The 23,960-nt window shown below is 67.2% G+C and carries 30 protein-coding genes, 2 pseudogenes and 1 other annotated feature; of the genes and pseudogenes, 15 read left to right on the top strand and 17 right to left on the bottom strand.

What is annotated here, in order from left to right:
• Positions 1-274: 274 nt before the first annotated feature.
• Both CA982_RS14510 and CA982_RS14515 read left to right on the top strand, forming a co-directional pair.
• Positions 275-715 carry a hypothetical protein gene (locus tag CA982_RS14510; protein WP_049942645.1) on the top strand — a complete coding sequence of 147 codons (441 nt, stop codon included), beginning with the start codon at positions 275-277 and terminating at the stop codon, positions 713-715.
• A gap of 20 nt (positions 716-735) precedes the next feature.
• Positions 736-1,296, top strand: a complete 561-nt coding sequence (locus CA982_RS14515) for an RNA polymerase sigma factor (RefSeq protein WP_014928975.1) — start codon at positions 736-738, stop codon at positions 1,294-1,296.
• Between the two features lie 18 nt (positions 1,297-1,314).
• Here CA982_RS14515 and CA982_RS14520 read toward each other — a convergent pair whose 3' ends face one another.
• Complete coding sequence (locus tag CA982_RS14520) at positions 1,315-3,264, bottom strand: MucR family transcriptional regulator (RefSeq protein ID WP_044508777.1); 1,950 nt, start codon at positions 3,262-3,264, stop codon at positions 1,315-1,317.
• Positions 3,265-3,319: 55 nt separating this feature from the next.
• Positions 3,320-3,745 carry an Rv3235 family protein gene (locus tag CA982_RS27195; RefSeq protein WP_425269086.1) on the bottom strand — a complete coding sequence of 142 codons (426 nt, stop codon included), beginning with the start codon at positions 3,743-3,745 and terminating at the stop codon, positions 3,320-3,322.
• Between the two features lie 371 nt (positions 3,746-4,116).
• Here CA982_RS27195 and CA982_RS14525 point away from each other — a divergent pair, with 371 nt between their 5' ends.
• A complete protein-coding gene (locus CA982_RS14525) occupies positions 4,117-4,569 on the top strand; it encodes a lipoprotein LpqH (protein WP_158097810.1) in 453 nt (150 codons plus the stop codon).
• A 539-nt stretch (positions 4,570-5,108) separates the two neighbouring features.
• On the top strand, positions 5,109-5,549 hold the full coding sequence (locus tag CA982_RS14530; RefSeq protein WP_208617955.1) for a hypothetical protein: 441 nt from the start codon (positions 5,109-5,111) through the stop codon (positions 5,547-5,549).
• Positions 5,550-5,719: 170 nt separating this feature from the next.
• Here the strand turns inward: CA982_RS14530 and CA982_RS14535 are convergent, their stop codons facing one another.
• The gene (locus tag CA982_RS14535; RefSeq protein ID WP_244176275.1) at positions 5,720-5,938 is read right to left on the bottom strand and encodes a hypothetical protein; all 219 of its coding nucleotides are present in this window, start codon (positions 5,936-5,938) and stop codon (positions 5,720-5,722) included.
• Between the two features lie 234 nt (positions 5,939-6,172).
• Between CA982_RS14535 and CA982_RS14540 the strand changes: the two genes are divergently transcribed.
• A complete protein-coding gene (locus CA982_RS14540) occupies positions 6,173-6,499 on the top strand; it encodes a hypothetical protein (RefSeq protein WP_014928971.1) in 327 nt (108 codons plus the stop codon).
• On the top strand, positions 6,496-6,708 hold the full coding sequence (locus CA982_RS14545; RefSeq protein WP_044508773.1) for a hypothetical protein: 213 nt from the start codon (positions 6,496-6,498) through the stop codon (positions 6,706-6,708). The genes CA982_RS14540 and CA982_RS14545 overlap by 4 nt, the downstream gene beginning before the upstream one ends.
• A 97-nt stretch (positions 6,709-6,805) precedes the next feature.
• On the opposite strand, the gene ligD is transcribed toward CA982_RS14545, so the two are convergent.
• Positions 6,806-7,759, bottom strand: coding sequence for a non-homologous end-joining DNA ligase (gene ligD, locus CA982_RS14550; RefSeq protein ID WP_044508770.1), 954 nt, complete (start codon positions 7,757-7,759; stop codon positions 6,806-6,808).
• 48 nt (positions 7,760-7,807) lie between these two features.
• Here ligD and CA982_RS14555 point away from each other — a divergent pair, with 48 nt between their 5' ends.
• Positions 7,808-8,116 carry a hypothetical protein gene (locus CA982_RS14555; RefSeq protein WP_044508768.1) on the top strand — a complete coding sequence of 103 codons (309 nt, stop codon included), beginning with the start codon at positions 7,808-7,810 and terminating at the stop codon, positions 8,114-8,116.
• A 214-nt stretch (positions 8,117-8,330) separates the two neighbouring features.
• On the opposite strand, the gene CA982_RS14560 is transcribed toward CA982_RS14555, so the two are convergent.
• From CA982_RS14560 to CA982_RS14585, 6 genes are all read right to left on the bottom strand, one after another.
• Positions 8,331-8,537: a hypothetical protein gene (locus tag CA982_RS14560; RefSeq protein WP_044508856.1), complete on the bottom strand. Its 207-nt coding sequence runs from the start codon at positions 8,535-8,537 to the stop codon at positions 8,331-8,333.
• A gap of 127 nt (positions 8,538-8,664) precedes the next feature.
• Positions 8,665-9,750, bottom strand: a complete 1,086-nt coding sequence (locus CA982_RS14565; RefSeq protein ID WP_086536015.1) for a GmrSD restriction endonuclease domain-containing protein — start codon at positions 9,748-9,750, stop codon at positions 8,665-8,667.
• Positions 9,751-9,955: 205 nt separating this feature from the next.
• Positions 9,956-10,657: a helicase associated domain-containing protein gene (locus CA982_RS14570; RefSeq protein ID WP_014928967.1), complete on the bottom strand. Its 702-nt coding sequence runs from the start codon at positions 10,655-10,657 to the stop codon at positions 9,956-9,958.
• A 4-nt stretch (positions 10,658-10,661) separates the two neighbouring features.
• On the bottom strand, positions 10,662-11,309 hold the full coding sequence (locus CA982_RS14575; RefSeq protein ID WP_482793322.1) for a helicase associated domain-containing protein: 648 nt from the start codon (positions 11,307-11,309) through the stop codon (positions 10,662-10,664).
• Positions 11,310-11,404: 95 nt separating this feature from the next.
• Complete coding sequence (locus CA982_RS14580) at positions 11,405-12,157, bottom strand: RES domain-containing protein (protein WP_014928965.1); 753 nt, start codon at positions 12,155-12,157, stop codon at positions 11,405-11,407.
• On the bottom strand, positions 12,154-12,546 hold the full coding sequence (locus CA982_RS14585; protein ID WP_014928964.1) for a hypothetical protein: 393 nt from the start codon (positions 12,544-12,546) through the stop codon (positions 12,154-12,156). Before CA982_RS14585 ends, CA982_RS14580 begins: the two co-directional genes overlap by 4 nt.
• 148 nt (positions 12,547-12,694) lie before the next feature.
• Here CA982_RS14585 and CA982_RS14590 point away from each other — a divergent pair, with 148 nt between their 5' ends.
• On the top strand, positions 12,695-13,330 hold the full coding sequence (locus tag CA982_RS14590; protein ID WP_014928963.1) for a helicase associated domain-containing protein: 636 nt from the start codon (positions 12,695-12,697) through the stop codon (positions 13,328-13,330).
• 27 nt (positions 13,331-13,357) lie between these two features.
• On the opposite strand, the pseudogene CA982_RS14595 reads toward CA982_RS14590, so the two are convergent.
• Positions 13,358-14,429, bottom strand: a pseudogene (locus tag CA982_RS14595) (IS3 family transposase).
• Positions 14,023-14,151, bottom strand: a sequence feature (AL1L pseudoknot). It overlaps the preceding pseudogene by 129 nt.
• A gap of 47 nt (positions 14,430-14,476) precedes the next feature.
• Here CA982_RS14595 and CA982_RS14600 point away from each other — a divergent pair.
• A pseudogene (locus tag CA982_RS14600) lies at positions 14,477-15,175 on the top strand (low temperature requirement protein A); the annotation flags it as partial.
• A 53-nt stretch (positions 15,176-15,228) separates the two neighbouring features.
• Here CA982_RS14600 and CA982_RS14605 read toward each other — a convergent pair.
• Positions 15,229-16,125 carry a LysR family transcriptional regulator gene (locus CA982_RS14605; RefSeq protein WP_086536016.1) on the bottom strand — a complete coding sequence of 299 codons (897 nt, stop codon included), beginning with the start codon at positions 16,123-16,125 and terminating at the stop codon, positions 15,229-15,231.
• Between the two features lie 84 nt (positions 16,126-16,209).
• Between CA982_RS14605 and CA982_RS14610 the strand changes: the two genes are divergently transcribed.
• Positions 16,210-16,986, top strand: a complete 777-nt coding sequence (locus tag CA982_RS14610; protein ID WP_086536017.1) for an SDR family oxidoreductase — start codon at positions 16,210-16,212, stop codon at positions 16,984-16,986.
• A gap of 29 nt (positions 16,987-17,015) precedes the next feature.
• Positions 17,016-17,327: a nuclear transport factor 2 family protein gene (locus CA982_RS14615; protein WP_086536018.1), complete on the top strand. Its 312-nt coding sequence runs from the start codon at positions 17,016-17,018 to the stop codon at positions 17,325-17,327.
• Positions 17,328-17,362: 35 nt separating this feature from the next.
• Here CA982_RS14615 and CA982_RS14620 read toward each other — a convergent pair whose 3' ends face one another.
• The 3 genes from CA982_RS14620 to CA982_RS14635 form a co-directional block, all read right to left on the bottom strand.
• Positions 17,363-17,875: a hypothetical protein gene (locus tag CA982_RS14620; RefSeq protein ID WP_086536019.1), complete on the bottom strand. Its 513-nt coding sequence runs from the start codon at positions 17,873-17,875 to the stop codon at positions 17,363-17,365.
• Between the two features lie 181 nt (positions 17,876-18,056).
• On the bottom strand, positions 18,057-18,440 hold the full coding sequence (locus CA982_RS14625) for a hypothetical protein (protein WP_144066033.1): 384 nt from the start codon (positions 18,438-18,440) through the stop codon (positions 18,057-18,059).
• Between the two features lie 242 nt (positions 18,441-18,682).
• Positions 18,683-19,306, bottom strand: coding sequence for a TetR/AcrR family transcriptional regulator (locus CA982_RS14635; protein WP_086536022.1), 624 nt, complete (start codon positions 19,304-19,306; stop codon positions 18,683-18,685).
• Positions 19,307-19,495: 189 nt separating this feature from the next.
• On the opposite strand from CA982_RS14635, the gene CA982_RS14640 reads away from it, so the two are divergent.
• From CA982_RS14640 to CA982_RS14655, 4 genes are all read left to right on the top strand, one after another.
• Complete coding sequence (locus tag CA982_RS14640; protein ID WP_086536023.1) at positions 19,496-20,797, top strand: glycosyltransferase; 1,302 nt, start codon at positions 19,496-19,498, stop codon at positions 20,795-20,797.
• Positions 20,798-20,891: 94 nt separating this feature from the next.
• Complete coding sequence (locus tag CA982_RS14645; protein ID WP_086536024.1) at positions 20,892-21,302, top strand: ester cyclase; 411 nt, start codon at positions 20,892-20,894, stop codon at positions 21,300-21,302.
• Positions 21,299-22,300 carry an alpha/beta hydrolase gene (locus tag CA982_RS14650; RefSeq protein ID WP_244176280.1) on the top strand — a complete coding sequence of 334 codons (1,002 nt, stop codon included), beginning with the start codon at positions 21,299-21,301 and terminating at the stop codon, positions 22,298-22,300. The genes CA982_RS14645 and CA982_RS14650 overlap by 4 nt, the downstream gene beginning before the upstream one ends.
• A gap of 44 nt (positions 22,301-22,344) precedes the next feature.
• Positions 22,345-22,596, top strand: a complete 252-nt coding sequence (locus CA982_RS14655; RefSeq protein ID WP_086536025.1) for a DUF6480 family protein — start codon at positions 22,345-22,347, stop codon at positions 22,594-22,596.
• A 19-nt stretch (positions 22,597-22,615) separates the two neighbouring features.
• Here CA982_RS14655 and CA982_RS14660 read toward each other — a convergent pair whose 3' ends face one another.
• Together CA982_RS14660 and CA982_RS14665 are read right to left on the bottom strand one after the other, a co-directional pair.
• Positions 22,616-23,071: a hypothetical protein gene (locus CA982_RS14660; RefSeq protein WP_086536026.1), complete on the bottom strand. Its 456-nt coding sequence runs from the start codon at positions 23,069-23,071 to the stop codon at positions 22,616-22,618.
• A gap of 78 nt (positions 23,072-23,149) precedes the next feature.
• Positions 23,150-23,821 carry a helix-turn-helix transcriptional regulator gene (locus tag CA982_RS14665; protein WP_208617956.1) on the bottom strand — a complete coding sequence of 224 codons (672 nt, stop codon included), beginning with the start codon at positions 23,819-23,821 and terminating at the stop codon, positions 23,150-23,152.
• Positions 23,822-23,960 lie beyond the last annotated feature (139 nt).

Genomic DNA, 23,960 nt, shown 5'->3' on the forward strand with positions numbered 1-23,960 from the left:
CGCATCGGCGCGCATCGGCGGGGGCAGCGTCGGGGTTGTAGGGCTCGTCGGGGCTGATGATGGGGGCGTCGCTGCTGGGGGTACCGGACATGGTGGGTCCTCTTTCGAACTCGGTCTGTGAGCGTGTCGGGAATCTGTTGCCACCAGGAATGAGGAATGTTCCCGCCCACGATCGCCGCGACCCCGAATCCGCGTCTATCTGGCGAGGAGGATTACATCACAGCTGTCGGGACCGGGTCGGGAACACCAGGGGTGGGCCGTAACATCTCACCTGGTGACCGGGCCGACGGCGACCTTCGTCGGCGACCACCTCACCAGAAACGGAGGTCAACACATGCAGGAGGACGAACCGTCGCCGGTTCTGGCGTCACTCGGCATCGACCCCGCCACCCTCGCCGCCGACCTGCCGCCGGGAGTGTGGGACAACGCGTTGCAGGCCGCCTTCGACCCCGACGCCGTCGCCGACCCCGACACCGTCCCCGACATGGACGACACCCCGCCGGCCGATCCCGATGAGGACATCGACCTGGGCGACGACGACCCCGACGGCCCGCCCGAGGCGCCGGCTGATCCGCCGGTCGCTCAGGCCGCCCAAGACGCCTCCGAGGAGGGACAGCTCCCGCCCGCCGAGGAGGGCAGCGCGAGTGTCGACCTCGCCGACGCCGGTGTCGAGGACCCGCACCCCGGTGCCCACGACACGCACGACGACATCTGAGAATCGGGTTGGGGGAGTTGATGGACGAAGCACGTCTGCTGCTGCAAGCACGTAACGGCGACCAGCACGCCTTCGCCGAGCTCGTCGGCGCTCACCGCACGCACGTGTGGGCGGTGTGCCTCAATATCTGTTCCAACCCCCACGACGCGGAGGACGCCCTGCAGAACACCCTTGTCGCGGCGTGGCAGAACCTGCACAAGTTCCGCGGTGAGTCGAAGTTCAGCACCTGGTTGCACCGGGTGGCCGCGAACAACGCCTTGATGGTCGTGCGGCGCCGCAAAGCCAACACCACCATCACCGACTTCACCGACCCTGACCAGCCGATCCAACTCGTCGACGACACCCACCAGTCAGCGTTTGATGACCAGATCGCGCTGCGCGACGCGGTACGCGACGCTCTGGCACAACTGCCCGAGGATTTCCGAGAAGCCGTGGTGCTGCGCGAATTTGGCGATCTCACCTACGCCGACATCGCCGCCCACCAGGGCGTTGGTGTTCAGACCGTCAAATCCCGATTGAACCGAGCCCGCACCCAACTCGCCGAGCTGCTACGCGACACCGCCGCAGCGACAGGCCAGTAGCGTCGAACGAGACATCGATCAGCGAGATTGGTCGTTGAGGAGGGCTGACGGTAGATCGGTCAGGCGTGGCGCGTTCGGGTTTCGGCGGAACAGTTCCGAGGTTCGGGGGTTGGTAGCGACCTGGTGCTGCTGCCGCTCGCGAATCTCGGTAGAGACCAGCCCGATGCGCTGTTCGATGCCGTGGCGCTGTTTGTACTCGCGGGCGGTCAGGTCGTGGGTTTCCAGATGGGTGCGGGTCAGTGCACGGAAGCGCTCACCGCATTCATGGCAGGCGATTGTCTCGCCGTCGTCGTCGAGGTGTCCCCACCAGCCATGTCCTGACCGGCGAGGAGTCGGCGTGGTGGAGGAATCGACGCCTGCGGGGTCGAGTAGCACGCGCTCGCGTCGCCGCTGGATCGCGTGCGCGTAGCAGCGGTCTTGTTCCACCGCCCACCATTCGCATTCGGGCACAACACATTTACGCGCTTGTCCGTTGCGTTCCAACATCTGAACCAACACGGTGGACAGATCGTCTCCGGCTCGGCCGGCGATGGTGTCGAGGGCGGCCGACAGCGCAGTAGCCACGATGTGCTGTACCCGCTCGGCGGTGAAGCGCCGCTGCCACATCCCGCCCCAGATGGTGGCCGCCAACAGGTCGTCGGAGACACCCGCGGTGCGGTAGACCCGGTCGAGGATGGCGCGCGCATCGCAGACCACCGTGCGCAGGCGGGCGCCGCAGGCAGCGATCGCCGCCACGATTGCGTCGCGATCGGGGCGGCCGGCGGCAGCGATGGCGATGTCGGCGAAGTAGCCGGCGAGGTCATCGACGAGCCGACCACGGCTGTCTTGGCCCAGGTCGCGGATAGCCGCGGCCGGGGTGAACACCGGCAGGCCGTCAACAATGTCGACGTCGTCCCACGACAACGCCGTGGAGCGGCCCAGATATCGGGCGGTCGTGGTCGTACGTGAGCCGTTTCTGCGCTCCTTGGTGATCGCGAGCTGCGGCAGTCCCTTACCGGGCTGTCCGAGGCCATGGATGGCCACGGCGGTTGTGCCGGTGATCACACAGTCAGGGCGGGGCGCCGCTAGCCGTTGAGCAGGGGTCGAATCCCGTACGGCCGCTACCCAGGCCAGCTGCGCGGCGACGAGGACGCCCTCACCGGGACGGTCGGCTTCGCGCATCACTCCGTTGGCGACGGGGACCACTAGGCGCGCGTTGCGCAGCTTCTTGTGATCGCTGCGGGTCACGCCCTGCTGCTGGAGCTGGGCGCTGGTGATCAGGCCCCACTGGGCCGTCCGCAGCGACGCGGTATCGGCCCATTTGCGAGCAAGCAGCGGGGGCAGGGGAGACGACGGGGCGTCCAGGCGGACACCGGTGGCCGCGATCGCGGCGACGATGGCGGCGCGATCGGGGCGGCCGGCCGCGGCCCCGACGATGGCAGTGAAGTAGTCGGCCAGGTCGTCGGTGAACCGGGCGCCACCGTGTGCGGCGAGATCGCGGATCGCCGCGGCTGGGGTGAAGACTGGCAGTCCGTCGAGGACTGCCACGTCATCCCACGACAGTTCTGCTCGTCGAGGAACGATCGCGTAGGTGGCGGTTTGCCGGTGCTGGAAGCGCCCGGTGACTGCCAGCTGCGGCAGCGTCTCGACTGGGGGATCGGCGAGTCCATGCAGGGCCAGCGCGGTGTACGCGGTGACCACATAGTCTGGTCGCTCGGCCGAAAGCCGTTCCTTCGGAGTTGAATCCGGTGCTGCCGACACCCAGGCCAGCTGGGCTGCGGCAAGCAGGTCGTCCGACGGCGGGCGGGGTTCACGCATTACACCTCTGGCCACCGACACCAGCAATCCGTTGCGCCGGAGCAGAAGCTGACTCGACCCGGCCACGCCGAGGCGCTGGAGTTGGGCGCTGGTGATCAGGCCCCACTGCTGGGCACGCAGCGGTGCAGAATCGGCCCATCTCTGAGCCAACACCGACGACTGCGCAACCACCGGGAAAGGATAGGTCACGCCGAGCCGATGACAGATGTCAGCGCCAGCCCTGGACTCAGCAGAACTCGAGAGCAACCAGCTGCCACCGATAGGCGACACGGCCCAGAGTGGATCGGCTGCCCGGCCGCGCGGCGGCACGTATCCGACATGGTCTTCGCTCGACGCGGGCGGCGAATGGCCGCACCTGGCCGTCCGTGGTGACGGAACCGAAGATCTCGGCGCCGCAGGGGTCACACAGCTGTACATGCAGTCGATGCACCGATGGCCCGATCGAGGACTTCTGGGTCCTATTTGCCGTCGCGGCAACCATCTTCGCGATATGGAAGGCGTCGTGACGGACCAGCACCGCGATCTGGTCCGCGACCGTTGGAGCGACCGTCTCGCCAAGACGAGACGGTCCTCGATGGCGTCCGATCACCTCGCACACCAGCTGCATGACAGCAACCGAGAAACGGTGGGCCTCCCTCGCGGCTGACGACATCGCCAGTGACGCATTGCCCCTGTGCGCGAGCGGGTCTCGCACTCGGACGGTGCCGCTCGGGGCCGCCGCGCGCACGGACGTGTGCGCAGAAGCCGACCGCACTCGGGGGTGCGGCAGGAATATCCCTGTCGGTGACGCGCGAATCAATGGCTGCACGGTGATGAGTTGCAGCAAGGACCCCGCCCGGTTCCCAGCCGGTGTGTGTTCCGTCTCGGCGACCCCGGCGGTATGTGACCGATCGGCGCCGCGGCGATCCGGTGCCTTCCCTTCGCGGTCTCGACCGGTACAGTCCCGCAGCAAGCAAGCAGATCGTGAGCCTCACGACCAGCCCAGGGGGAGACAGAGTTATGGCTAGCCGTCAGCGTTTCGTGGTGCCACTGCTGGTGGCATCGTGGGTCGGCCTCGTAGTAGCCGGATGTTCGGAATCCGATGCCTCCGAAGCCGCGGATACGCGGCCGAAGTTGTCCAAGATCGACATCCCCTACGCCGAACTCAGCGTCACCGTCAATGGCCAACCACTCCCGGGCATCGACCCGGCTGAGTTCATGTGCTACCGACAGAGCGATTCCATCAGCATCACCGGACAGGACCCCACCGACGGGCAGCCCGGGCTCATTGCCGATCTCCAACCAGGCAATCCACCGAAACTCGTGAGGGTGTCGTTCGGACTCGATGGGGTCCTTTACACCGCCAAGCAGGGCAAAGGATCGGGCGAAGACGTCTACGAAGACGGTTCCCGAATTACGGTTCGCGGGACCGCGGAAAGCTGGGATCTTGCCGTACCTATCACTAAGCAATTCGAGTTCTCGGCAACCTGCAACTGACACCGCACAAGCCTTGGATCGCCGGGTCGCCCGCTGTCGTGGGCAGTGATCGACTCCGCGGCCATCACCCAGCTTCCCGGCGGTCAGTGATCAGCTCGACGTAACACCTGAGGAGCTCAGTTCCACCGACGCCGTGGGCCAGGCATGTCCGGCTGATCGGTCTGAGCGGAACATCACGGCAGCCCCAATGCATCAGACCCTCCGAACAGCCAGCCGATCCGCGGCGGCTCCGGACGGTAAGGACTCGCGATGCCAGGCTGCGTTCCCGCGCTACCCACGCAGGGAAAAGTCGACCGCCGATCGACAGGACCGATGTGACAGCGACGTCGAGGCGAGAGCGCGTCTACCGGCGCCTCGCCGCCGACCTCGCCCACGCCGCTTCTTCGCCACACTCGGACGGACACCTCGGCGTAGCCGACATGCGGCGGATGTCCTGTCCCACGTGCGTTCTCGTGGACTGGTTGCGCCATGTCGAGGAGCGATCCGGGTTCACCGACAGCAGCGAGGTCGATCAACTCCGGATCGATCTCTGCCGGTCGTTGGCCAGCACCGGCACCCGCGATTGCGGCGCCGCTGAGGCCGTCATCGACCAGTTCTACCTTCAGCCACCAGTGAGCGCTGAAGTCTTGACCGAAGCGGCGCAAGCGCTGCGGGAGTTGGCATCTCGCGACCATCACGTCGAACTATCGAGGCTCGCAGCAGACCGCGCACTGGGCGCCTGTCGATCGGGGATCCTCGAGTGCCTGACCGAGCATGGCCAGCAGCAGGATGTGCATCTCGTTGCCGACCAAATCAGCGATCCCAGCGTGCGGGCGACAGCGATAGCCTGCCTCCGACGGTTCCGTCCGACCCCAGTCCATCTCATCGGCACGGTCGAGGCCTACCTCTACGACCCCGACAGCGCTGTCCGCGAGGCAGCATCCCGGACCGTGGCAGTCCTCTACGCCGCAGTGTTCGCGGCGAACAGCGGTGCAATCTGAGTCCCCGGGCACCGTCGCGGGGCCCGTGTCGCGCGGTCCGGCAGGCCGGATCGCCACGCCCTCTTTATAGGTCGCGTGACGATCCAGTGCGGGGCGAAGATCTGCGGTGTCGGTCCATCGCTGCATCAGCGGACAGAGCGGCGGGCCGCGAGGGGCGAAGACGTCACGAGTCAGTCCTGGTCGAAATAGGTCTCCATCGCCTCGATCATTCGATCCTCGTAGGCCTCCTGGTTGATGAAACGCGCCTCGAAACCCTCTTCGGTGTAGCTGCCCTGGGCGGCCTGCTCCCCGAGGGCGATGATGCGTGCGGTGCGCTCGTCGTCGTCGAGAAGGGATTCGAGCTTCTCGCGCAGACGTTGGAGAGCGTGCTCTTCGGAATCCGCTGTCACAGACCATTTTTCTCCGCCATAACGGCCCGTCCAGACACCGTTGTCGTCCTCGGTGAGGATGGCACGTTGGGTCACGTGCAACCGTGGTCGCGCATCCACCGATTCACCTCCCGCGGTGGGAACGGCGGGGGTGCGTACGGTTCCGGACTTCCCTTCCGGTCACACCCCCGCCTACCCGTACAAAACTACACGACCATCGAACAACCATTCGAGTCATCGAGTTAGACTGATGGCATGTTCGACCACTGGCCCGACTCCCGAACGCTGCGCGTGTTCGATCCACCGAGGCCCGTGCTGATCGACATGGCGATCGCTGACCCGTCCTGCGGACGGTCGTATGCCGCCGGTGGGGGAGTGTCGCTGCGGGTGCGTGCCTCCGGTGCCCGTATCGAGCCGACCATGCCGGCGCTTCTTTTGGCGTGGTTGCAGGTCTCAAATGGCTTGTGGCGCGGGGTTTGTCAGATGCCGGTCGAAAGCGCTAACCATGTCTCGTCGGCCGTCATCACGATGTGGGTGCCGCCCGAGGCGCTGCAACCGCGAGAGGACGCCGCCGAGCGATGACCGAGAACAACGATGCCGGGGCCGGGCCCACCAATCGCGTCGCATCCACACGCGGCCGCGTCGCGATAGGCGAGTTGACGTTGATCGTGCGGCCGCCCGGTAGGCCGGCCGGTGTTCGGGTCTACACCGACGACGAAGCCACCGAGGCCCAGGCGTACGCCGATGAGGTCGGCGGACAGGTCGAACGACTCGGAGAAGCCACGAGCTGACTCCGCTGGCGCTGCGCTGCCGCCCTCCCCGGCGGGTCGGTTGCCACAGGGCCATCGTGGTTGCGTTGTGCGGGTGGGTGAGTCGACGTCCGAGTAGTCAGGGCTGGGTGTCGTGTTCGGGCCAGATCACCTCGTCCGGGGTTTTGTCGGTGCGCAAGCCTTTCCACGAGGGATGTCGCAGCCGGCGGGTGAGTTCGCGGTACTCGATGGTGCCGATCAACACCGGTCGCACCCACCGCACGTTTGTGATCCTGGTGGGGGAGTGCTCGGTGGTGAACGGATGCTCGGGCCGCGCTATCGCGGCGAGTTGTTCGGCGATCTCGCGGCGGTGCCGCTGGGTGAACCCGGTACCGACCTCGCCGAGGTAGACCAACTCACCCGAGGGTCGGTAGCCGCCGACCAGCAGCGACCGCACCATGGTCGGGCCGCCGGTCCACCCGCACACGATCACTTCGGCGCTGAGCCGCAATGGGACCTTGACCCAGGCCGGGGATCGCTGCCCCCGCACGTATCTCGACGTTGCTCGCTTGGCGACCACGCCTTCCAGGCCGAACGTCGTCGCGAGTTCGAGCATCGGTTCTGCGGAGCTGTCAGGCCAGTACGGGGTGACCTGCACCGCGCCGGTGCTGGTGAGCGAGGTGTCGAGCAGTTCGCGGCGCTCGAGGTAGGGCAGCGGTGCGACGTCGGAGCCGTCGAGCTCCAGGACGTCGAACAGGTAGAACGCCGCCGGAACGTCGGTGAGGAGCCGCCGGCCCGGCCGCGGGGTGTGCATGCGTCGTTGCAGAAGCGAGAACGACGGCCGCCCGGCGGCGTCGAGGGCCACGATTTCGCCGTCGACCACGACGTCGCGGCCGCCACTGGCGTTCACCAGGGCGGCCGTGATCTCGGGGTAGGTCGAGGTGATCGGGCTGAGGTTGCGGCTCAACAGCGACACCTTCCCGCTGGCGATTCGGGCGACACAGCGCTGGCCATCGAACTTCATCTCCCACGACCAGCCCGAACCCGACGGGGGAGGACCCGCAGTTGCGAGCATCGGCGCCATGGAAGCCATACGTTCCACTGTCCTCGCTCACCGACCGGTCGGGTCTATCCTCAGGCCGTGATCGAACGCGTACGCATCACCGCAGAGACCACCGCGATCAACTACGCCGCCCGATTCGGTTACCCCGGCCGCACCCTCGCCGACTATCTCGACCAGCTCGGCGGATGGGACGGCTACGTCGATGACCCGTTCGGCACCCGGCCGTGGATCTCCCTGCGCGCCTTCGACGGAGCCGACCCCGGCCTGTTCCTCAAACTCATGTTCGCCGTCCCACAGATCCCCGGCGATGACTTCCCGCCCGTCTACGGCGACGAGGTGGTCCTCGCCGAGTACGACCTCCCCGAGGGCACCGTCATCCCGCGGTGACTGCACACACGGCGGTGCTTGTGACGACTGAAGCCGCCGACCCCGAGTGGGGTCGACGGCTTCAGTGCGTTGAGGGACGGTGCCGGTCAGTGCGCCTCTCGGCGAGTGGCCGCACGCAGCGGCGGAAAGGGGTGAGGCCCGGGGCAATGAGCCCGCCACCGTCGCACGAGTCAACGGTGGCCCCACCCGTGGTTATTCCGCGCAGCTGGCCGATCTATTCGGCGAGCTTGGCGACCGCCTGAGCCCAGAGGAAGAACTTGTTGGTGCCCAGGTCACGCACGGTCTTGATGTTGAACGCCGCCTGGAGCTTTTCGGCGTCGCCGTCGCTGACGCCTTGCAGCGCCGCGACCGGCGCATCGGCCAGCTCGGCCAGCGACTTGTCTTCGTATGCCTTGTCGAACTTGTCCGCAATTCCAGCCATGACCACTCCTTGAGAGTTCTCGACGACAGGGTTCGCAACACCCGGGAGGGTGCCGCGACCGCAGCCTAGACCGCCGTCACGACGATCCGAAAGGACCGTCGTGACGGCGTGTGGGATGGCGGGGTGACTATTCGCAGGCGACGCCGTCGCCGTCGCGGTCGAGCTTGCTGCTGTAACCGGGCTGGCCGGCGTAGATCGGGGCCGCGCCCGCGGCGCGGACTGCCGAGCAGTTGGCGTAGTAGACCGACGACGGCGCCTCAGCCGCAGGTGGCGGGGTGTAGGTCGTCGTCGGCGGCGTGTAGGCCGGTTCCGGGAGCGGTGTCGCCGTCGAGGTCCGGGTGTTGGGGATCTGGCGGGTCGTCGGTGCCGGAACCGCGGCGCCGCAGCTACCGAGAACGCGGGTGATGGCGTCCTTCTCGGCCTGGGTCACCCACAGCTGGTAGGCAGCTTTGACCTCGACCTGACGGGCGACGTAGGTGCAGCGGTAGGAACGGTTCGGCGGCAGCCAGGTCGCAGCGTCACCGTCGCCCTTCTGCTGGTTGGTGGGGCCGTCGGTGGCTTGCAGGTTGCGCGGATCGTTGGCGAAGTCCGCTCGCTGAGCCGCGGAGAGCTGCTGGGCACCCTTCTGCCATGCATCCGACAACGCGACGACGTGGTCGATCTGCACCGCCGACGAAGTCTGCTGGCCACGCACGAACGGGATGGTGGTGCCGGTGTAGGGGTCGGCAATGGTCCCGGACTGCACCGCGCAGCCGTTCGAGCCGGGCTTGAGCACGATGTTGGTGAGATCGCGGCGCAGGATGTCGTTGCGGGTGTCGCAGCCGTTGTGGCCGCTGTCGACGTTCACGTCATCGGTCCAGGCCTGCCCGAACAAGGCACGGTCATACCCCGTCTTGGGTGCGCGACCCTTCACCTCGAGCGTGTCCAGCGTCGCCAGTGCTTTGTTCGCGGCCGGTGCCGCCGACACCGTGACGACCGGCGTCGCCGTGGGCAGCGACACCACCTCCGACGCCGTCGCGGCCGACGTCGTCGTCGCAGGCAGGGTCGAGGTGTCAGCGACCCGCTCGGTGGTCGTATCGGTCGTCCCGCACGCCCCCAGCGCCAGGGCCAGCACAGCCGCGCAGCTACCGATCAGAACCCGGGATCGCGTCCTGCGAGGTGACGGGGTGGCCGGCGACTCTGGAGAGGAGACGGCAGGGGGGAGCGGGGGCATAGCCATTGAGCGGGAGAGCCTTTCACACAAGCGGCGACCGGCACGCACTGGCCGATCGAATGTCAACTACCTATAGCAACCCACTCGGACATCGTTACCAAACCGGACAATCCCGTCCCACGTTTGCTTCGGTGCCCCCGGACAGACTCGAACTGACACTGGACGGGCTTTGAATCCGTTGCCTCGGCTCCGCGGGTCGGTCGGATCAGGAACGGCCTCGCGCAGTCCACCGCCAGTCCGGAAACTCGGTTTCGAGGCGGCGGACCCGGCCGGCCGACAGTCGGCCTCGACGGTAGTCGGCGCGACGGTTCGCTGCCCACTGGCCGATCGCGAAGCCGTCGATCACCTCACGCTGGCGGGGGTTGCTGGTGCCGTGCACTACTCGATACCGATGCAGGTGCGCGAGGCCGGCCTCGAACGCGGCGGCCGATGCCGCGTCCTGGGGGTTCCACAGCCAGTCCGCGAACTCGTTGTCGAACAGCGCGATTCGGTCAGCCGACAGTCGGCCCTTGCGGTAGTCGGCGCGACGGTTCGCCGCCCACTGCCCGATCGGAAAACCGTCGATGACGTCGTGCTGGCGTGGGTTGCTGGTGCCGTAGACGGCGACGTAACGGCGCAGGTGTGCGATCCCGGCCGCGAAGGCGGCATCAAGCACGTTCCACCGCCAGCCGGGAAACTCGGTTTCGATGCGGCGGATCCGCTCGGGCGACAACCTGCCCAGCCGGTAGTCGGTGCGTCGGCTGTCGACCCAGCCACCGATCGCGAAGTCGCCGATCGTCGCGTGGCGGGCCGGCGAGCTCGAACCATGCGCGGCGACGTAGCGGTGCAGGTGCGCGATCCCGTCGTCGAACCGCCGCTCGTCCGCATGACGACGGCCAGCGGTCGGGGAGTCGTGCTCGCTGGGCACGGCGTCACCGCCTGCTCTTCGTGGCGGCGGGTCGTACCGTCCACCGCCAGTCCGGGAACTCGGTTTCGATGCGGCGGATCCGCTCTGCGGATAACTGACCTTTGCGGTAGTCGGCGCGCCGGGTGGCGACCCAGGTACCGATCGGGAACCCGTCGATCACATCCCGCTGCGGGACCTGGCTGGTGCCGTGGGCGGCGACGTAGCGGCGCAGGTGGGACAGTCCGGTCTCGAACGCCGTCGCGAAGGCCTCGTCCTGAGGCAGCCACCGCCAGTCCGGAAACTCGGACTCCAGACGCGCGATCCGCTCGGCCGACAGTCGGCCTCTGCGGTAGTCGGCGCGACGAGACGCGACCCAGGTACCGATCTCGAAACCGTCGACCACATCGCCTTCTCCGGCGTTGCTCGTGCCGTGGACGGCGGCGAAACGGCGCAGATGGGTCACGCCGACGTCGAACATCGCTTCGCGCACATTCCACACCCAGCCGGGGAACTCGGTTTCGAGGCAGCGGATCCGCTCGGCCGACAGTTGGCCCCGCCGGTACTCGGCACGGCGGTTGACGACCCACTGACCGATCGCGAACCCGTCGATCGTCGCGCCGCGGGGAGGTGAGCTGGAACCATGCATGGCGACGTAGCGGTGCATGTGGGCGATCCCGGTGTCGAAGAGACGGTCGTAGGCATTACCACGGCTGGTCGAGCCAGCCTCCTGCTCGTTCGACGATGCGGGACAGCCTGTTTCAGGTCGGTCTATGCGGGGGTCCACTCGAGTCCGAGGAGGGTCAGGGCGCGGGCCAGGTGTGGATCCGCGGCGTCGATGGGGCAGTGGTCGACCACGTCGATGTGGGGGCTGATGTCGGGGTCGGCGGCGCGTTCGTAGAGCGCCCACATACGCAGCTGGTCGCCGTGGCGGGAGTCGAACTCGATCCCGTCGACCGCTGCCTGTCCGTGGTCGGTGAGGGCGTAGAGCCAGCGGGAGATGGCCTGGGTGAGACCGCGGGGCCGCCCGTCCCGCAGAGCGGCGGTGTCGAGGTCATCGAGTCCGTAGCGGATCGCGAGCGGCCGAAACACCGTCCGCAGGGTGGCGAGGCTGTCCGGGTCGGCGGGCACCGCGAACCGGCCGGTCAGGGTGGCGTGGCCGAGCATCCTTGCCTCACACCACGATCGCGGGACGCGCCCGGGCGGCAGCGTGGGATAGTCCTGCTCGTCTTCGTCGTCGACGACGATGTCGTCGAGGTCGGCGATCAGTTGCGGGCTGGGTCGGGCGAAGGCGAGGACTTCGAGGTAGCAGGCCAGGGGAGTGTCGGCGCAGTACAGGGTGCGCCACACCCCGTCGGGGTCGTCCCAGCGGCCGGCGAAGCGGCCGTCGGTGGCGTACTCCCACGGCGTCCACTCCCACGGGCTTGGCGCGTACCCGACCCGGAAGATGGGCGTGGCGGCCCGGATGCTGGTGGTGATCGGGCCGTGCAGGGTGCCGATCGTCGACGTGCGGGGTTGGTTCATCCCACCGCGGCGAACTGGCGGGCAGCGTTGAGTACCTGGGGGCCGACGTCGGCGAGTTCGCCGTCGCGCAGCAGCAACGCCGGCGCCCGGTCGTCGAGGACCGGGTTGAGGCCCTGAAACCACGCCTGAGCGACGGCGGGGGTGTCGCGTTCGGTGATCAGGCGGGCGGCGCGGTAGGCGATCCGGAGCCGTTCGACGTCCTCGGGGTTGGCGATGGTGCGGGTGCCCTCAGCCCACTGCCGCACCGCTCGGGTTTCGCTGACCCGGCCCAGGTAGGCCACGAGTTTCGCGCCGAGCAGATCGCGCAACGCAGCCACGAGTTTGGGCTGCGACATACGGGCCGCTTCGGCGTAGGCGGCCAAATCCGGCCGGGGATGCGCTGCAGTCATGGTGATCACCTCTCGATCCCAGTATAGATCCCATACCGTGTGACAGCCAGCCGCCAGGGGGATTGCCTGCCGGCGACACCTCGGTGGTCGTGGGTGAAAACGCCGGGTTGGTGGTCGACCGCTCGCTGGCGACAGGCACACTAGGACTGTGACCAGCCGATTCGATGAGGGTGTCGCCCATCTACATCGGTACGTCGCCGTGCACGGCACTAGTAGCCCGCGCCAGCGGGACGTCATCGACGGCTTCCCGATAGGCCGGTGGGTCAACACACGCCGCACCGACTATCGCCGCGGCGTCTTGCCCGCGGAGCGGATCGCGCAACTCGAGTCCGAGTTCCCCGACTGGCGATGGAAGACCAACGCACGGACGTCCTTCGCTGCCGGCCTGACCCATCTGCGTCGCTACGCCGCAGCCCATGGCACCGGCAACGCCCGCCGACACGACGTCATCGACGGATTCCCGATCGGTACCTGGGTCGCCAGCCGCCGCGCCGAATACCGGGCCGGACAAATGCCACCTGAACACGTCCGCCAGATTGAAGCCGAGTTCCCCGATTGGCAGTGGACCCTGCGGACACGAGCACCGTTCCACGTCGGCCTGGACCACCTGCACAGCTACGCCGCGGCCCACGGCACCAGCTCGCCACCCCGCCACGCGACTATCGACGGGTTCCCCATTGGTGCCTGGGTGGCCAAACGCCGCACCGAGTACCGACGACACCGACTCTCGAGCGACCGGATCACCCAGATCGAAACCGAGTTCCCCGACTGGCAGTGGAACTGAATCGCCCCGGGTTTGCTGGAGGCTCGGTTAGTTGGTTCCAGCGTTTGCGGGGACCGGGTTCTCACGGTAGCTGGTGACGGTCTGGGTCGACCAGTAGGCGCTCTCGTACTCGACGGGTGGGACGTGTCCGATCTCGCCGTGCAGGCGGCGGTGGTTGAACCATTCGACGTACTCAGCGACGGCGATCTCGACCTCGCCCACACCTGCCCAGCCGCCTCGCGGGCGCATCACGGGGTTACGGATGCATTCGGCTTTGAACAGCGAGTTGAACGCCTCAGCCATCGCGTTGTCGTATGAATCCCCTTTGGAGCCAACAGATGTCACCGCTTCGGCTTCGGCCAGTCGTTCGGTGTAGCGGATGGCTCGGTATTGCACTCCGCGGTCGGAGTGGTGGATCAGCCCGGCCACGTCGTGGCCGGCACGCGACCGTGCCCACAATCCCATGTTCAGGGCGTCGAGGGCGAGGTCGGTGTGCATGGTGGTCGAGACCTGCCAGCCGACGACCATCCGCGAGAACACGTCCAGGACGAACGCCGCGTACACCCAGCCCGAGTGGGTGCGGATGTAGGTCAGGTCCGCCACCCACAACGCGTTCGGTGCCGCCGCGGTGAACTGACGGTTGACCCGGTCAGCCGGCCGGGGTGTTTCAGCTCCCTCGCTGCGCGTGGGCTCAGGTGGGCTCGTACCGTGGACGGAGCGATCTGGGCGGACGTATCGCGCAATGCCGCACAGATCGGATCGACTCCGTGTTCATCGCGGTGAGCCGCGACGAACTCCACGATCAGCGCTGTGGGCGGTCGATCTCCGCCGCAAAGAAAGCCGAAGCCTGCTTCAAGATCGTGTTCGCTCGCCGCAGTTCACGGTTCTCCCGCTCCAACGCCGCGATGCGGTCAGCGTCCTCACTCGTGGTGCCCGGGCGGACCCCGCCGTCGATCTCGGCCTGACGAACCCAATTGCGCAACGCCTCGGGATGGACTCCGAGCTGATCGGCGATCCGCTTGATCGCACCTCTCGACGAATCGGGATCTCGTCGCGCTTCACATGCCATCCGGGTGGCCCGGTCCTTGAGTTCCTCACTGTACTTGCGTGGTGCTGCCATGCTCTCCATCCTTCACAGGTTCGAGAGCCTCCGACAGACCCGGGGCGGTTCACTGGCTGCTGTGGCTGCTCGTCCCGTCGGGCACGGCCGCGACCATCGGGTTCGTGGTGCTCGTCGGCGCCGAACTCGCCGTGCCGGTGATCGCCGAACGACAAGGGAACACGCCATGGCATCCGCACCACATCACCGAGCGCTACGGCCTGTTCACGCTCATCCTCCTCGGTGAGAGTCTGCTGGCGTCGTCGAACGCGATCATCGAGGCGCTGCACAGCGAGCAGGAGCTCGCGCCGCTCATCTCGATTGCGATCCTGACCTTCATCGCGACCGCCGCCCTGTGGTGGATCTACTTCTGGCCGCCGCATCACCGGGCCATCGGCGGATTGCTCGCCGATTCACTCCGATACGGATACGTGCACTACTTCGTCTTTGCGGCGGCCGGAGCCTTCTCGGCGGGCATCGAGGTCGAAATCGATGTCCTGACTCATCACAGCGAGCTGACGGAAACCCAGGCGTCGTTCACCGTCACGATCCCCATCGCGGTCTTCATCATCGGCATCTGGTGGATCGCCCTGCGCGCCAATGCCGATCGCGTGGTCAACACCGTGGTCCCGGTGGGCGCGCTGCTCGTGCTGCTCGACCCGGTCATCCCGGTTCCGTTCGCGTTGACCGCGGTGTTCCTCATCGCGATCGTCGTCGTGCTGGTCCTGCGGCCGCCGCTGAGCGTGGAAGGCGGCGCGCACGGGTGAACTGACGCCCATCACGACGCTGAAGTGGTGTGGACGGACGACTGCTGGAACTGTCAGACACCGGGCCCGCGCACCATCGCATCACGGACAGCGGAGTGAGTGTGCGGCAACCACATCGCCTGCACGGGGGCCAGCGGCGGATCGTCGAAGGCGACGACACGGACCGCTCCGCCCTGGAGGTCCCCGGGAACGTCGGTGACGAAAGCACACGCCTCGGGGTATCGCTGAACCGCGGTGAAAGGTGGCGTTCCCTGGATCGGGTTCACGATGAGGGTGGGCTCGAAACCTTTACGGCGGCAGTAGGAGATGAGGAAGTCGGTGTAGAACGACCGGCGTTCGGGTGCCCAGACCACGATGGGAGTGCCGATGAGGTCGGGCGCACTGACGGAGCTACGGTTGGCGAGGTGATGGTCGGCGACGACCGCGATCCGCAGCTCGTGATAGGCGAACACGGCCGAGGTCAGGTTTGCCGGCGAATCGACGCCGCGGCGGAGTGCGACGTCGACCTCGTTGGCGAACAGCAGTTCGTGGAGCTGCCCGGGAAAGACCTGCCGGGCCGTGATCGGCTGGTGTGGCATCGACTCGATCGCGGGCGTGATGAGGTGGTAGACCTCTTCGCCCGAGATGGCGGGAGAGTGCCCGACGACGAAAGGTCTGACCACGCCACGAGCGGACTCGCGAACGTGGGTGAGAAGGGCGCTGTTGCCCGCAAGTATGGACTTGGCGCCCGAGTAGAGCGCGTTTCCGGCGTCGGTCAGGTGCAACTTGCGCCGGCTGCGATCGAAGACTGCGACGTCCACCTCGCGCTCAAGCTGACGCATCGACGCGGACAGGGCTTGCTGGGTGAGGTAGAGCTGTTGGGCCGCAGCGGACAATGTGTCGGATTCGACCGCCACCACGAACTGATGGAGTCGCCGGGTATCGAGCAGTTCGAGGTCCGGTGGTGTCATGAACATCGATCATACAAGTGTGGTTTGTGATAACACCATGCATGATCGATTGAACTTTGTGCGTTGTGCTCCAACACTGGGGGCATGACCACACAGGAGAAAGCAACAGAATCCACTCGGCTCGATGGCAAGAGCGCTCTCGTAGCGGGCGGCGCGAAGAACCTGGGAAGGCTTGTCGCCCTGGATCTGGCGCGTAGGGGCGCCAACGTGTTCGTCCACTACAACAGCGACGCGACGAAGACAGCTGCAGACGAGACGGTCACAGAGATCCGTGCGCTGGGTGTGGAGGCCGCCGCCTATCAGGGCGACCTCACGACGGCGTCGTCGGTCACAGACTTGTTCGATACCGCGACCAGGGATCTCGGTCGGCTCGACATCGCGATCAACACCGTCGGCAAGGTCTTGCGCAAGCCGATCCTCGAGACCACCGAGGATGAGTACGATGCGATGTTCGCCATCAACTCGAAGGCCGCGTACTTCTTCCTCAAGGAGGCCGGGACGCACCTCGAACGGGGTGGCAAGGTGATCACGATCGTCACGAGCCTGCTCGCCGCCTACACGGACGGGTACTCGACCTACGCGGGTGGCAAGAGCCCGGTGGAGCACTTCAATCGCGCGGCGTCGAAGGAGTTCGCCGACCGTGGCATCTCGGTCAACGCGATCGGACCCGGCCCGATGGACACGCCGTTCTTCTATCCGCAGGAAACGCCCGAGCGCGTCGAGTTCCACAAGTCGCAGGCCATGGGCGATCAGCTGACCAAGATCGAGGACATCGCGCCGATCGTCACGTTCTTGTGCACCGAGGGCTGGTGGATAACCGGACAAACACTCTTTGCCAACGGCGGTTACACCACACGCTGATTCCCACCGACGACGAGAGGAGGCAGTACATGGTCGAAGCAGTGCAGCGGTTACTCGACGCCGTCAACAACGGCGACACGGACGCCTTTCTGGCAGCGTTCAGCGTGACCGGTCGTGTCGATGACTGGGGCCGGCTGTTCACCGGTCGTGAGGAGATCAGGCGCTGGAGTGATGCCGAACTCATCGGCAAGCATGCCACCCTGGCTCCCCTCGCGGCGCTCCGTGACGCCGAAGTGGTCACCATGACCGCCACGGTGGGCGGTCACGGCTTCAACGGCCCTTCGACATTCACATTCACCATCGACGGTGACGAGGTGACCCAGATGACCATCCGCGAATAGCCGTGTACCGGTGAATGGCCGCGCGAGGTCCGGGGTCAGGGGGCGGTGTATTCGGCGGTGCAGTCGTCGTAGGACGTTGCGGTGCTGCCTCGCGTATTCGACACGCTGGCGACCACGGTGACGCGCCCCTTGCCGACGTTCTGGGCGGGGAGCGTGATCGTGGTCGTGCCTGCCTCGACCTGCGCCTCGGTGCGGGAGTCGTAACCGCCGCCGCTGAGCCCGGTGTCGAGATTGCTCCACGTCACTGCGGCGGCCTGGGTGTACGGCGAAGTCGCCACGGACTCGGTGCGGAAGACGAACGTCGTTTTCCCCTCGCCCGCGGACGAGACGCTCACCTGCGCCGATTCGGTTCGCTCGGTGCCGCCCGGTTGGTAGAAGGTGAAGGTACACAGCTCGGATTGCGTGGCCGGAGACAGTGACCCGAGGTCAAGATCGGGCAGGGTCGGCACCGCGCGTGGTGCGGCCTCGGCCAGCGCGGGAAGGCCTCCGATGGCCAGCACAGCGGCTGCTGTGGCGGCGATCCTTGCTCCGGTTTTCGCGAGTTGCATCATCGATCCTCTCCGTTCTTTTCCTTATCCATGCGTGTGTTCACTCAAGCACAGAACTCCCGGCTGATCAGTGTGGCGAACAAGGCGGTTCTTCGCTCGAGTGCGGAATCGAGGCGAGCGGGTAAGGCTGGGCTCAGGTCGCGAGGATTGATTGCGGCCCCTATGACCCAGATCGGCGGGGTCAGGGCCCCGACCACGGTGCCAGCGAGGCGCTCGAGGACGTCAGGAGCGTGACCAACACGATCGCTGCGAGGACCGTTCCCACCGACATCACGACCGTCATCGCACCGAGGACGGCCGTGACGACCCGCGTCTCCCGCTTCTGTGGTGCCTCAGTGGTCGAGGTGCGTACCGCCGCGCCGGCCGACAGTGCGAAAAGGGCTGTGTTCACACCGAAGAAGGCGATCGTCACGAGGTTGGCGAGCACGGCGAAGCCGGCCGACACGGGATGGTCGTCGAATCGTGCGAGGACGACCACCCAGGCCGGACTGGCGATCACGACGGCCAGCGCGACCACCAGCACCACGACGACTCTTCTCAGAGCGCGAACCAACTTGTCCGGCACGTCCACCGTCCGCTGTCACGTGGGGGCGATCGTCTACCGGTTCACGGGTCCGTTGTCACATCGAGGGATCGCAGTGCGTGGCCTCCCGCGGTGCGTGCGGCAGGGGGCCGACCACTTCGATCGGGTCATCGGGGTGACCGACCGGATCGAGGAGGCCTCGTCGAGCTTCCGCGCCGAGTGTACGCGTCGCGCACAACGCAATTGACAACGCCGACACTCAGATTCGTTGTGAGCCTCGGTGTTCAGTGCATGGTTGCCGCGATGCTGGTGAGCAACCAGCTCCGTAGGCGCGCCGCGGTCCAGTTCCGCTCGACGGTGAAATAGCGGTAGGTGACGGGGCTGGTGAGATAGCTCAGGATGTCGGCGAACTCGTCGATCCGGGTGTCGGCGATGAGGCCGCGGTGGACGAACCAATGGCATCCGGTGTGCACGTCGTCGAGTCGCCGGAGCTCGGATCGTTCGAGCTGTTCGCCGATGGCAGGGTCGGTGTCGGCCGCCAGCGTCGCCGCGTGCCACAGGTCCGCGATCCGACTGTTCGCCGCGATGATGTGGTCGACGTACCGGCCGATGGCGCGGTCGGTGTCGGAGTCGTTCATGATGGCGACGAACTCTGGGCGCTCGAGCAGCGACACGAACTTCTCGTCACCCGTGAACCCGCGCTCGAGAACAGCCATCATGAGCGACGCCTTCGACCCCGCTTGGTGCACAGTGCCCACAGCGACGCCGGCGTGCTGGGCGATCTGCTGCACTGTGGTTCGCGAGTACCCGTGCTCGACGAACAACGCCTGCGCCGCGTCGAGGATGCGCGTGCGCGTCTGCGCCGCGCTGATCGCGCGCTTACGCGGTGTGTAGGGGCGCTTGGTCACGCCGGCCTCCGCTCGGATCGGACTCCAACAGCATCGATAATAGCGTCGACGACGAACTGGTTGTAGACCCAGATCCTCCGTCGCGGGAACCGAACCGGTCTCGAACTGCAAAGATGAGACCGATCGGTGGAAGACGCGCGGCTTCCCCCTGAATTCGATAGAGTCGGGGTCTACCGAATTGGAGGCGCGATGGCGACCGTTCTGCTGTGTGCCACGCCGCTGGCCGGGCACGTCGGACCGCTCACCAGCGTCGGACGTGTGCTGGCCGAACGGGGCCATGAGGTGATCATGGTGACCGGCTCACGGTTTGCCGACCGGGTTGCCGACGCCGGGCTTGCCCTCCTTCCTCTGGGCGGCGCTGCTGATCTCGACGAACGGGATCCCGACAGTTTCACCCCGGACCGGCACCGGTACCGCGGACTGGCGCTGTCGCGCTACCAGGTGGAGCGGACGTTCATCACGCCGCTGCCGGAGCAGGCGGCCGCTGTGGAATCGGTTGTCGGCAGTCGCGCGGTCGACGCGATCCTGTGTGACGGCACCTTCGCCGGCATCATCCCCCTGCTGTCCCGGCCTCCCGGTCGGCGTCCACCTGTCATCGGGATCGGCACCATGCCACTCGCGCAGACGAGCGTCGACGTCGCGCCGTTCAACAGCGGCCTGCCCCCGATGGCCGGTCGGCTGGGACGGGTGCGTAACCGCTTGGCCCACACCGCGGTGCGGCGTGTGCTGTTCGCATCCACGCAGAGGTCCGCGCGACGTCTGGTTCGACGCGCCGGGGGCACCCTCGACCACTTCGTCCTCGACATCTCCCGGGCGTTCGACCGGTTCGTTCAGTTGGGGCCGTCCGAATTCGAGTATCCGCGGTCGGATCTCGACCCGAACACGGTCTTCGCGGGTCCGGTGTTCGCGGGGGGCGGTGATGTGGCTGCACCGTCGTGGTGGCCGGAGATGCTCGCCGACGGCCGCCCGGTCGTCCACGTCACCCAGGGCACGCTCGACAACGACGATTTCTCGCAACTGGTCGAACCCGCGGTGGCCGGGCTGGCGGAGCACGATGTCCAGGTCGTCGTCACGACCGGAGGTGCCGACCCGGAACCGGTTCCGCACGCGGCGAATTCGCGGGTCGCGCGGTATCTCGACTACGACGAACTGTTGCCGCGGACGTCGGTCCTGATCACCAACGGAGGCTACGGTGGAGTGCTCCAGGCGTTGCGGGCCGGAGTGCCGGTGATCGTCGCACCGGGCGGAGAGGACAAGCCCGAAGTCGCCGCGAGGGTCGCACACTTCGGGGTCGGGATCGATCTGCGGACCCGACGCCCGACTCCCGAGACCGTCTCCGACGCGGTGCTACGCGTTCTCGCCGACGACGCTGTGACCGACCGGTGCCGGCGGATGGCGCGCGCGATGGCCGAGTACGACACGGTCGCGACCCTGCTCGGCGAGCTCGATCGCGTGATCCGCAGCTGTGACCGAAGCCGCTCGGAGAGTTGAGAGTTCATCCCTCCAGGCATGGCCGAGCGCCGAGCCGCCCACCCCCCGATTGCATCGGGACGCCTACCGCAGACAACCCGAAGGAGAACCCGACATGACTGATGCCCGAGCAGTGATCGACGCGCACATCGACGCGTTCAACAATCGCACCCCGGAGAAGGAACCCTGGGCGGCGGACGCCGAATTGGTCTCACCGGGAGGGGTGTTCACCGGTCGCGAGGGCGTCCTCGGTTTCCTCTCGGTCTTTCAGGGTGCATTCTCCGACGGTCGCCTCACCGTCGGCTCATCGGTGATCGACGCCGACAACGCCTCGGTGGAGGGCACCTTCGACGGTGTGCACGACGGAGTGCTGCAGAGTCCGTCGGGTCCGATCGAACCCACCGGGCGCACGGTCTCGTTCCGGTGGAGCGCGACCTACCGTGTGGCGGGATCCCAGTTGCTCTCCGAGCACCTCTACTTCGACCAGCTCGACTTCCTCGGGCAGTTGGGCGTCCTCCCGGGATGAGTGGTGCGTGGCGCCTGGTCGTCCGGCTTCTGTCGACGACGATCGCCGCCGGGATGATCGTCGGGGTCGCGCAGCCGGGGATCGCATCGTCGGCGCCCACGCGGGCGAGCCCGTCGATGGCATGGGTGGTGAGCAGTGCGGCGGTGGGGCACCAGCGCCATGACCTGTGGATCCGCTCGCCCGCGATGGGCCGGGATGTGCCGGTGACCGTCCTGCATCCGGCTCACGCCCGACCCCGCGGCACGCTGTACCTCCTCGACGGCGGCGGTCGCAAGACGGCGGTCAGTGACTGGATCGGCGACGCCCGCGCAGACCGGTACTTCGGCGACAAGGACGTCAACGTGGTCCTGCCCGGCGGTCAAGGCGCCTTCTACACGAACTGGCAGAACGTCGACGCGACCTTCGGCCGTCCGCAGTGGGAGACCTTCCTGACCGTCGAACTCCCGCCGTTGATCGACGGTCGGTTCCACGGCAACGGCAAGAACGCGATCGCCGGGCTCTCGATGGGCGGGCAAGCCGCATTCACCCTCGCGACACGCCGACCCGGGCTCTACACGGGCGTCGGGTCGATCAGCGCATGTCCGTTCACCACCGGTGTGCTGCACGAATCCCAGATCCGCGCCGCGGTGATCCGAGACGGCGGGGACCCCACCAAGATGTGGGGACCGTGGGGGGCGCCGGGGTGGGCCGACCACGACCCGGGCCGTCGGCTCCGGGCCCTCACGGGCAAGCGTGTGTTCCTCGCGTCCGGGACCGGCGTGCCCGGCCCTCTCGACCAGGAGACCAGGCTCGACCCGGGTCGCCACCGCGCGGAGAAGATCGCGTCGGGGGCGGTGCTCGAGAGCTCGGTGAACGCGTGCTCGACGGAGTTCGCGCGAGCGATGCGGGCGGACGGTCTGCGGCCCGTCACCCACTTCCGGGCGGTGGGAACCCATGCGTGGCCCTACTGGGCGCAGGACCTGACCGTGATGTACCCCGTGCTCGCGACGGGTCTCTGATCGACCACGAGTGAGTTCCCGCCATTCCGGGTACACCGACCCCCATGGCAGACAACGACCCCGCCCGGAAACCGTTCAACCCGCAGAACCCCGACCCGGCGAGTACACCGGGACTCGAGCCCGGGGGCGGCGTCGCACCTGGTGACACCCCGCCGGCCGAGTCGGCGGTCGGTGGCGAAGAGCATGAGCCGCCGCAGCGCAGGCGGACCGGCGGTGTGATCGTGATCGCCATCGCGGCGATCATCTTCCTGCTCGTGGCACTCGGCCTGGTCGGTCGCGCCGTGGGGTTGTTCTAGGCGCGCGGAGCCGCATCCCTCAGTGCGCCGCCCGGGCCACGACGCCACGGCGCCACCACATGGACAGCCCCACCTCGATGAGCCCGACCACGACCATCACGGGCTGTAGGAAGAAGAACACCTGGAGCAGTGCGAGCTGGAGGACGATCCAGGCGACCAGTGACCCGCCGGCGAGCAGGCCGCCGAGGATGCCCAGACGAGCGGGCACGGACAGCACGGCGATCAGCGCGGCTGCGATGACGTGCGGGACCGCGATCACGGCCATCAATGCGATTCCAGGGCCGGTCCACGTGGCGAACGGCGTGTGGTGCAACCACTCCCGTGACATCCCCCAGTGGTCGCCGATCAGGGCCAGCCCGCCGGCGACGGCCGCGAACGCCACGAACACCTCGACGACTGCGAGCGTCCAGGCGGCGACCGTCCGCCGGTGACCGAGTCGATGGTTGCCGGAGAGATCGTCAGCTGTCGCGGTCATGCTCCCCAGTCTCTCGCACGTGGTGCCTCGTGTCCTGAGGCGAAGGGCACCAGTGGATCGTGTCCGGGCGCCGGGAACTCAGGGTCGCACCCAACCGTCGTTCATCAACTCGACGAGGAGCTGGGCTTTGTTGCCGATCGGTCGTCCGGCTTCTTCGTAGCGTCGAGCGACTCGTCGATAGTGTTCGCGGACGGTGCTTTCCGCGATCTCGTGAGCGCGCGATGTCTGGCGCAGCGTGGCCCCGAGGGTGTAGGTCTGCAGGATCTCCAGTTCTCGGTCGGTGAGTCGTACCCGGTTCGTGAACGCGGGTGGGGATTGGGGCCCGGGTGGGCCCGCAACCGTTGCCAACGCGCGCTGCAGCGCTTCCTCGGCGCTCGGGGCACGGGGGGAGATCCGGATGTGATCGAATCCCGCGACCCCGTTGCCCACGAAGATGATCCTGGTCGAGCGCAACGCCGGCACCCGGCGGACGAACCCGAGCATGGCGGCGGACCGGACCAGGATCGCTGCGGGGCTCCGCAGGGCGGCGAGCTGAGCGGGTTCGACGACGGCCGCGTCGTATCCGGCACTTTCGACGAGAGCGACCAGGGCGGCGTCGAAGATGTCGCCCTCGGCGACGACGGCCGTGACGCGTGCCTCCGGACGCGACGTCGTGGTGGCGTCGGGGCGAGGGTTCTTCGACCCCCGCCTGATGGGCGCGCTCTCGGTGGGTGGGACCGATCGGCGGACGCCGTTCAGGGGTAGGGACACGGGCCGGCTCTCCTTGTCGAGTTCGTCTCGAACCGTGGGAATCCGATGCCGATGCCGGCGGGGCTCCCTCGGACGATCGAGCTGGCTCGCGATCGGGCGTCGAAGACTTTCGTTTCTCGAACGTCTACTTCTTCAGCCT

The organism is Gordonia lacunae (genome assembly GCF_002149015.1).
Classification (GTDB): domain Bacteria; phylum Actinomycetota; class Actinomycetes; order Mycobacteriales; family Mycobacteriaceae; genus Gordonia; species Gordonia lacunae.

Bases quoted from the DNA above. Each gene is read 5' to 3' on its own strand.
- CA982_RS14650 (WP_244176280.1), top strand. From the start codon at position 21,299: ATGAGTGGTGCGTGGCGCCTGGTCGTCCGGCTTCTGTCGACGACGATC.
- CA982_RS14585 (WP_014928964.1), bottom strand. From the start codon at position 12,546: ATGACTGCAGCGCATCCCCGGCCGGATTTGGCCGCCTACGCCGAAGCG.
- CA982_RS27195 (WP_425269086.1), bottom strand. From the start codon at position 3,745: ATGTCGTCAGCCGCGAGGGAGGCCCACCGTTTCTCGGTTGCTGTCATG.
- CA982_RS14565 (WP_086536015.1), bottom strand. From the start codon at position 9,750: ATGCCCCCGCTCCCCCCTGCCGTCTCCTCTCCAGAGTCGCCGGCCACC.
- CA982_RS14605 (WP_086536016.1), bottom strand. From the start codon at position 16,125: ATGACACCACCGGACCTCGAACTGCTCGATACCCGGCGACTCCATCAG.
- CA982_RS14640 (WP_086536023.1), top strand. From the start codon at position 19,496: ATGGCGACCGTTCTGCTGTGTGCCACGCCGCTGGCCGGGCACGTCGGA.
- ligD (WP_044508770.1), bottom strand. From the start codon at position 7,759: ATGGCTTCCATGGCGCCGATGCTCGCAACTGCGGGTCCTCCCCCGTCG.
- CA982_RS14515 (WP_014928975.1), top strand. From the start codon at position 736: ATGGACGAAGCACGTCTGCTGCTGCAAGCACGTAACGGCGACCAGCAC.
- CA982_RS14560 (WP_044508856.1), bottom strand. From the start codon at position 8,537: ATGGCTGGAATTGCGGACAAGTTCGACAAGGCATACGAAGACAAGTCG.
- CA982_RS14545 (WP_044508773.1), top strand. From the start codon at position 6,496: ATGACCGAGAACAACGATGCCGGGGCCGGGCCCACCAATCGCGTCGCA.
- CA982_RS14660 (WP_086536026.1), bottom strand. From the start codon at position 23,071: ATGACCGCGACAGCTGACGATCTCTCCGGCAACCATCGACTCGGTCAC.
- CA982_RS14620 (WP_086536019.1), bottom strand. From the start codon at position 17,875: ATGCAACTCGCGAAAACCGGAGCAAGGATCGCCGCCACAGCAGCCGCT.
- CA982_RS14645 (WP_086536024.1), top strand. From the start codon at position 20,892: ATGACTGATGCCCGAGCAGTGATCGACGCGCACATCGACGCGTTCAAC.
- CA982_RS14540 (WP_014928971.1), top strand. From the start codon at position 6,173: ATGTTCGACCACTGGCCCGACTCCCGAACGCTGCGCGTGTTCGATCCA.
- CA982_RS14610 (WP_086536017.1), top strand. From the start codon at position 16,210: ATGACCACACAGGAGAAAGCAACAGAATCCACTCGGCTCGATGGCAAG.
- CA982_RS14655 (WP_086536025.1), top strand. From the start codon at position 22,345: ATGGCAGACAACGACCCCGCCCGGAAACCGTTCAACCCGCAGAACCCC.
- CA982_RS14580 (WP_014928965.1), bottom strand. From the start codon at position 12,157: ATGAACCAACCCCGCACGTCGACGATCGGCACCCTGCACGGCCCGATC.
- CA982_RS14615 (WP_086536018.1), top strand. From the start codon at position 17,016: ATGGTCGAAGCAGTGCAGCGGTTACTCGACGCCGTCAACAACGGCGAC.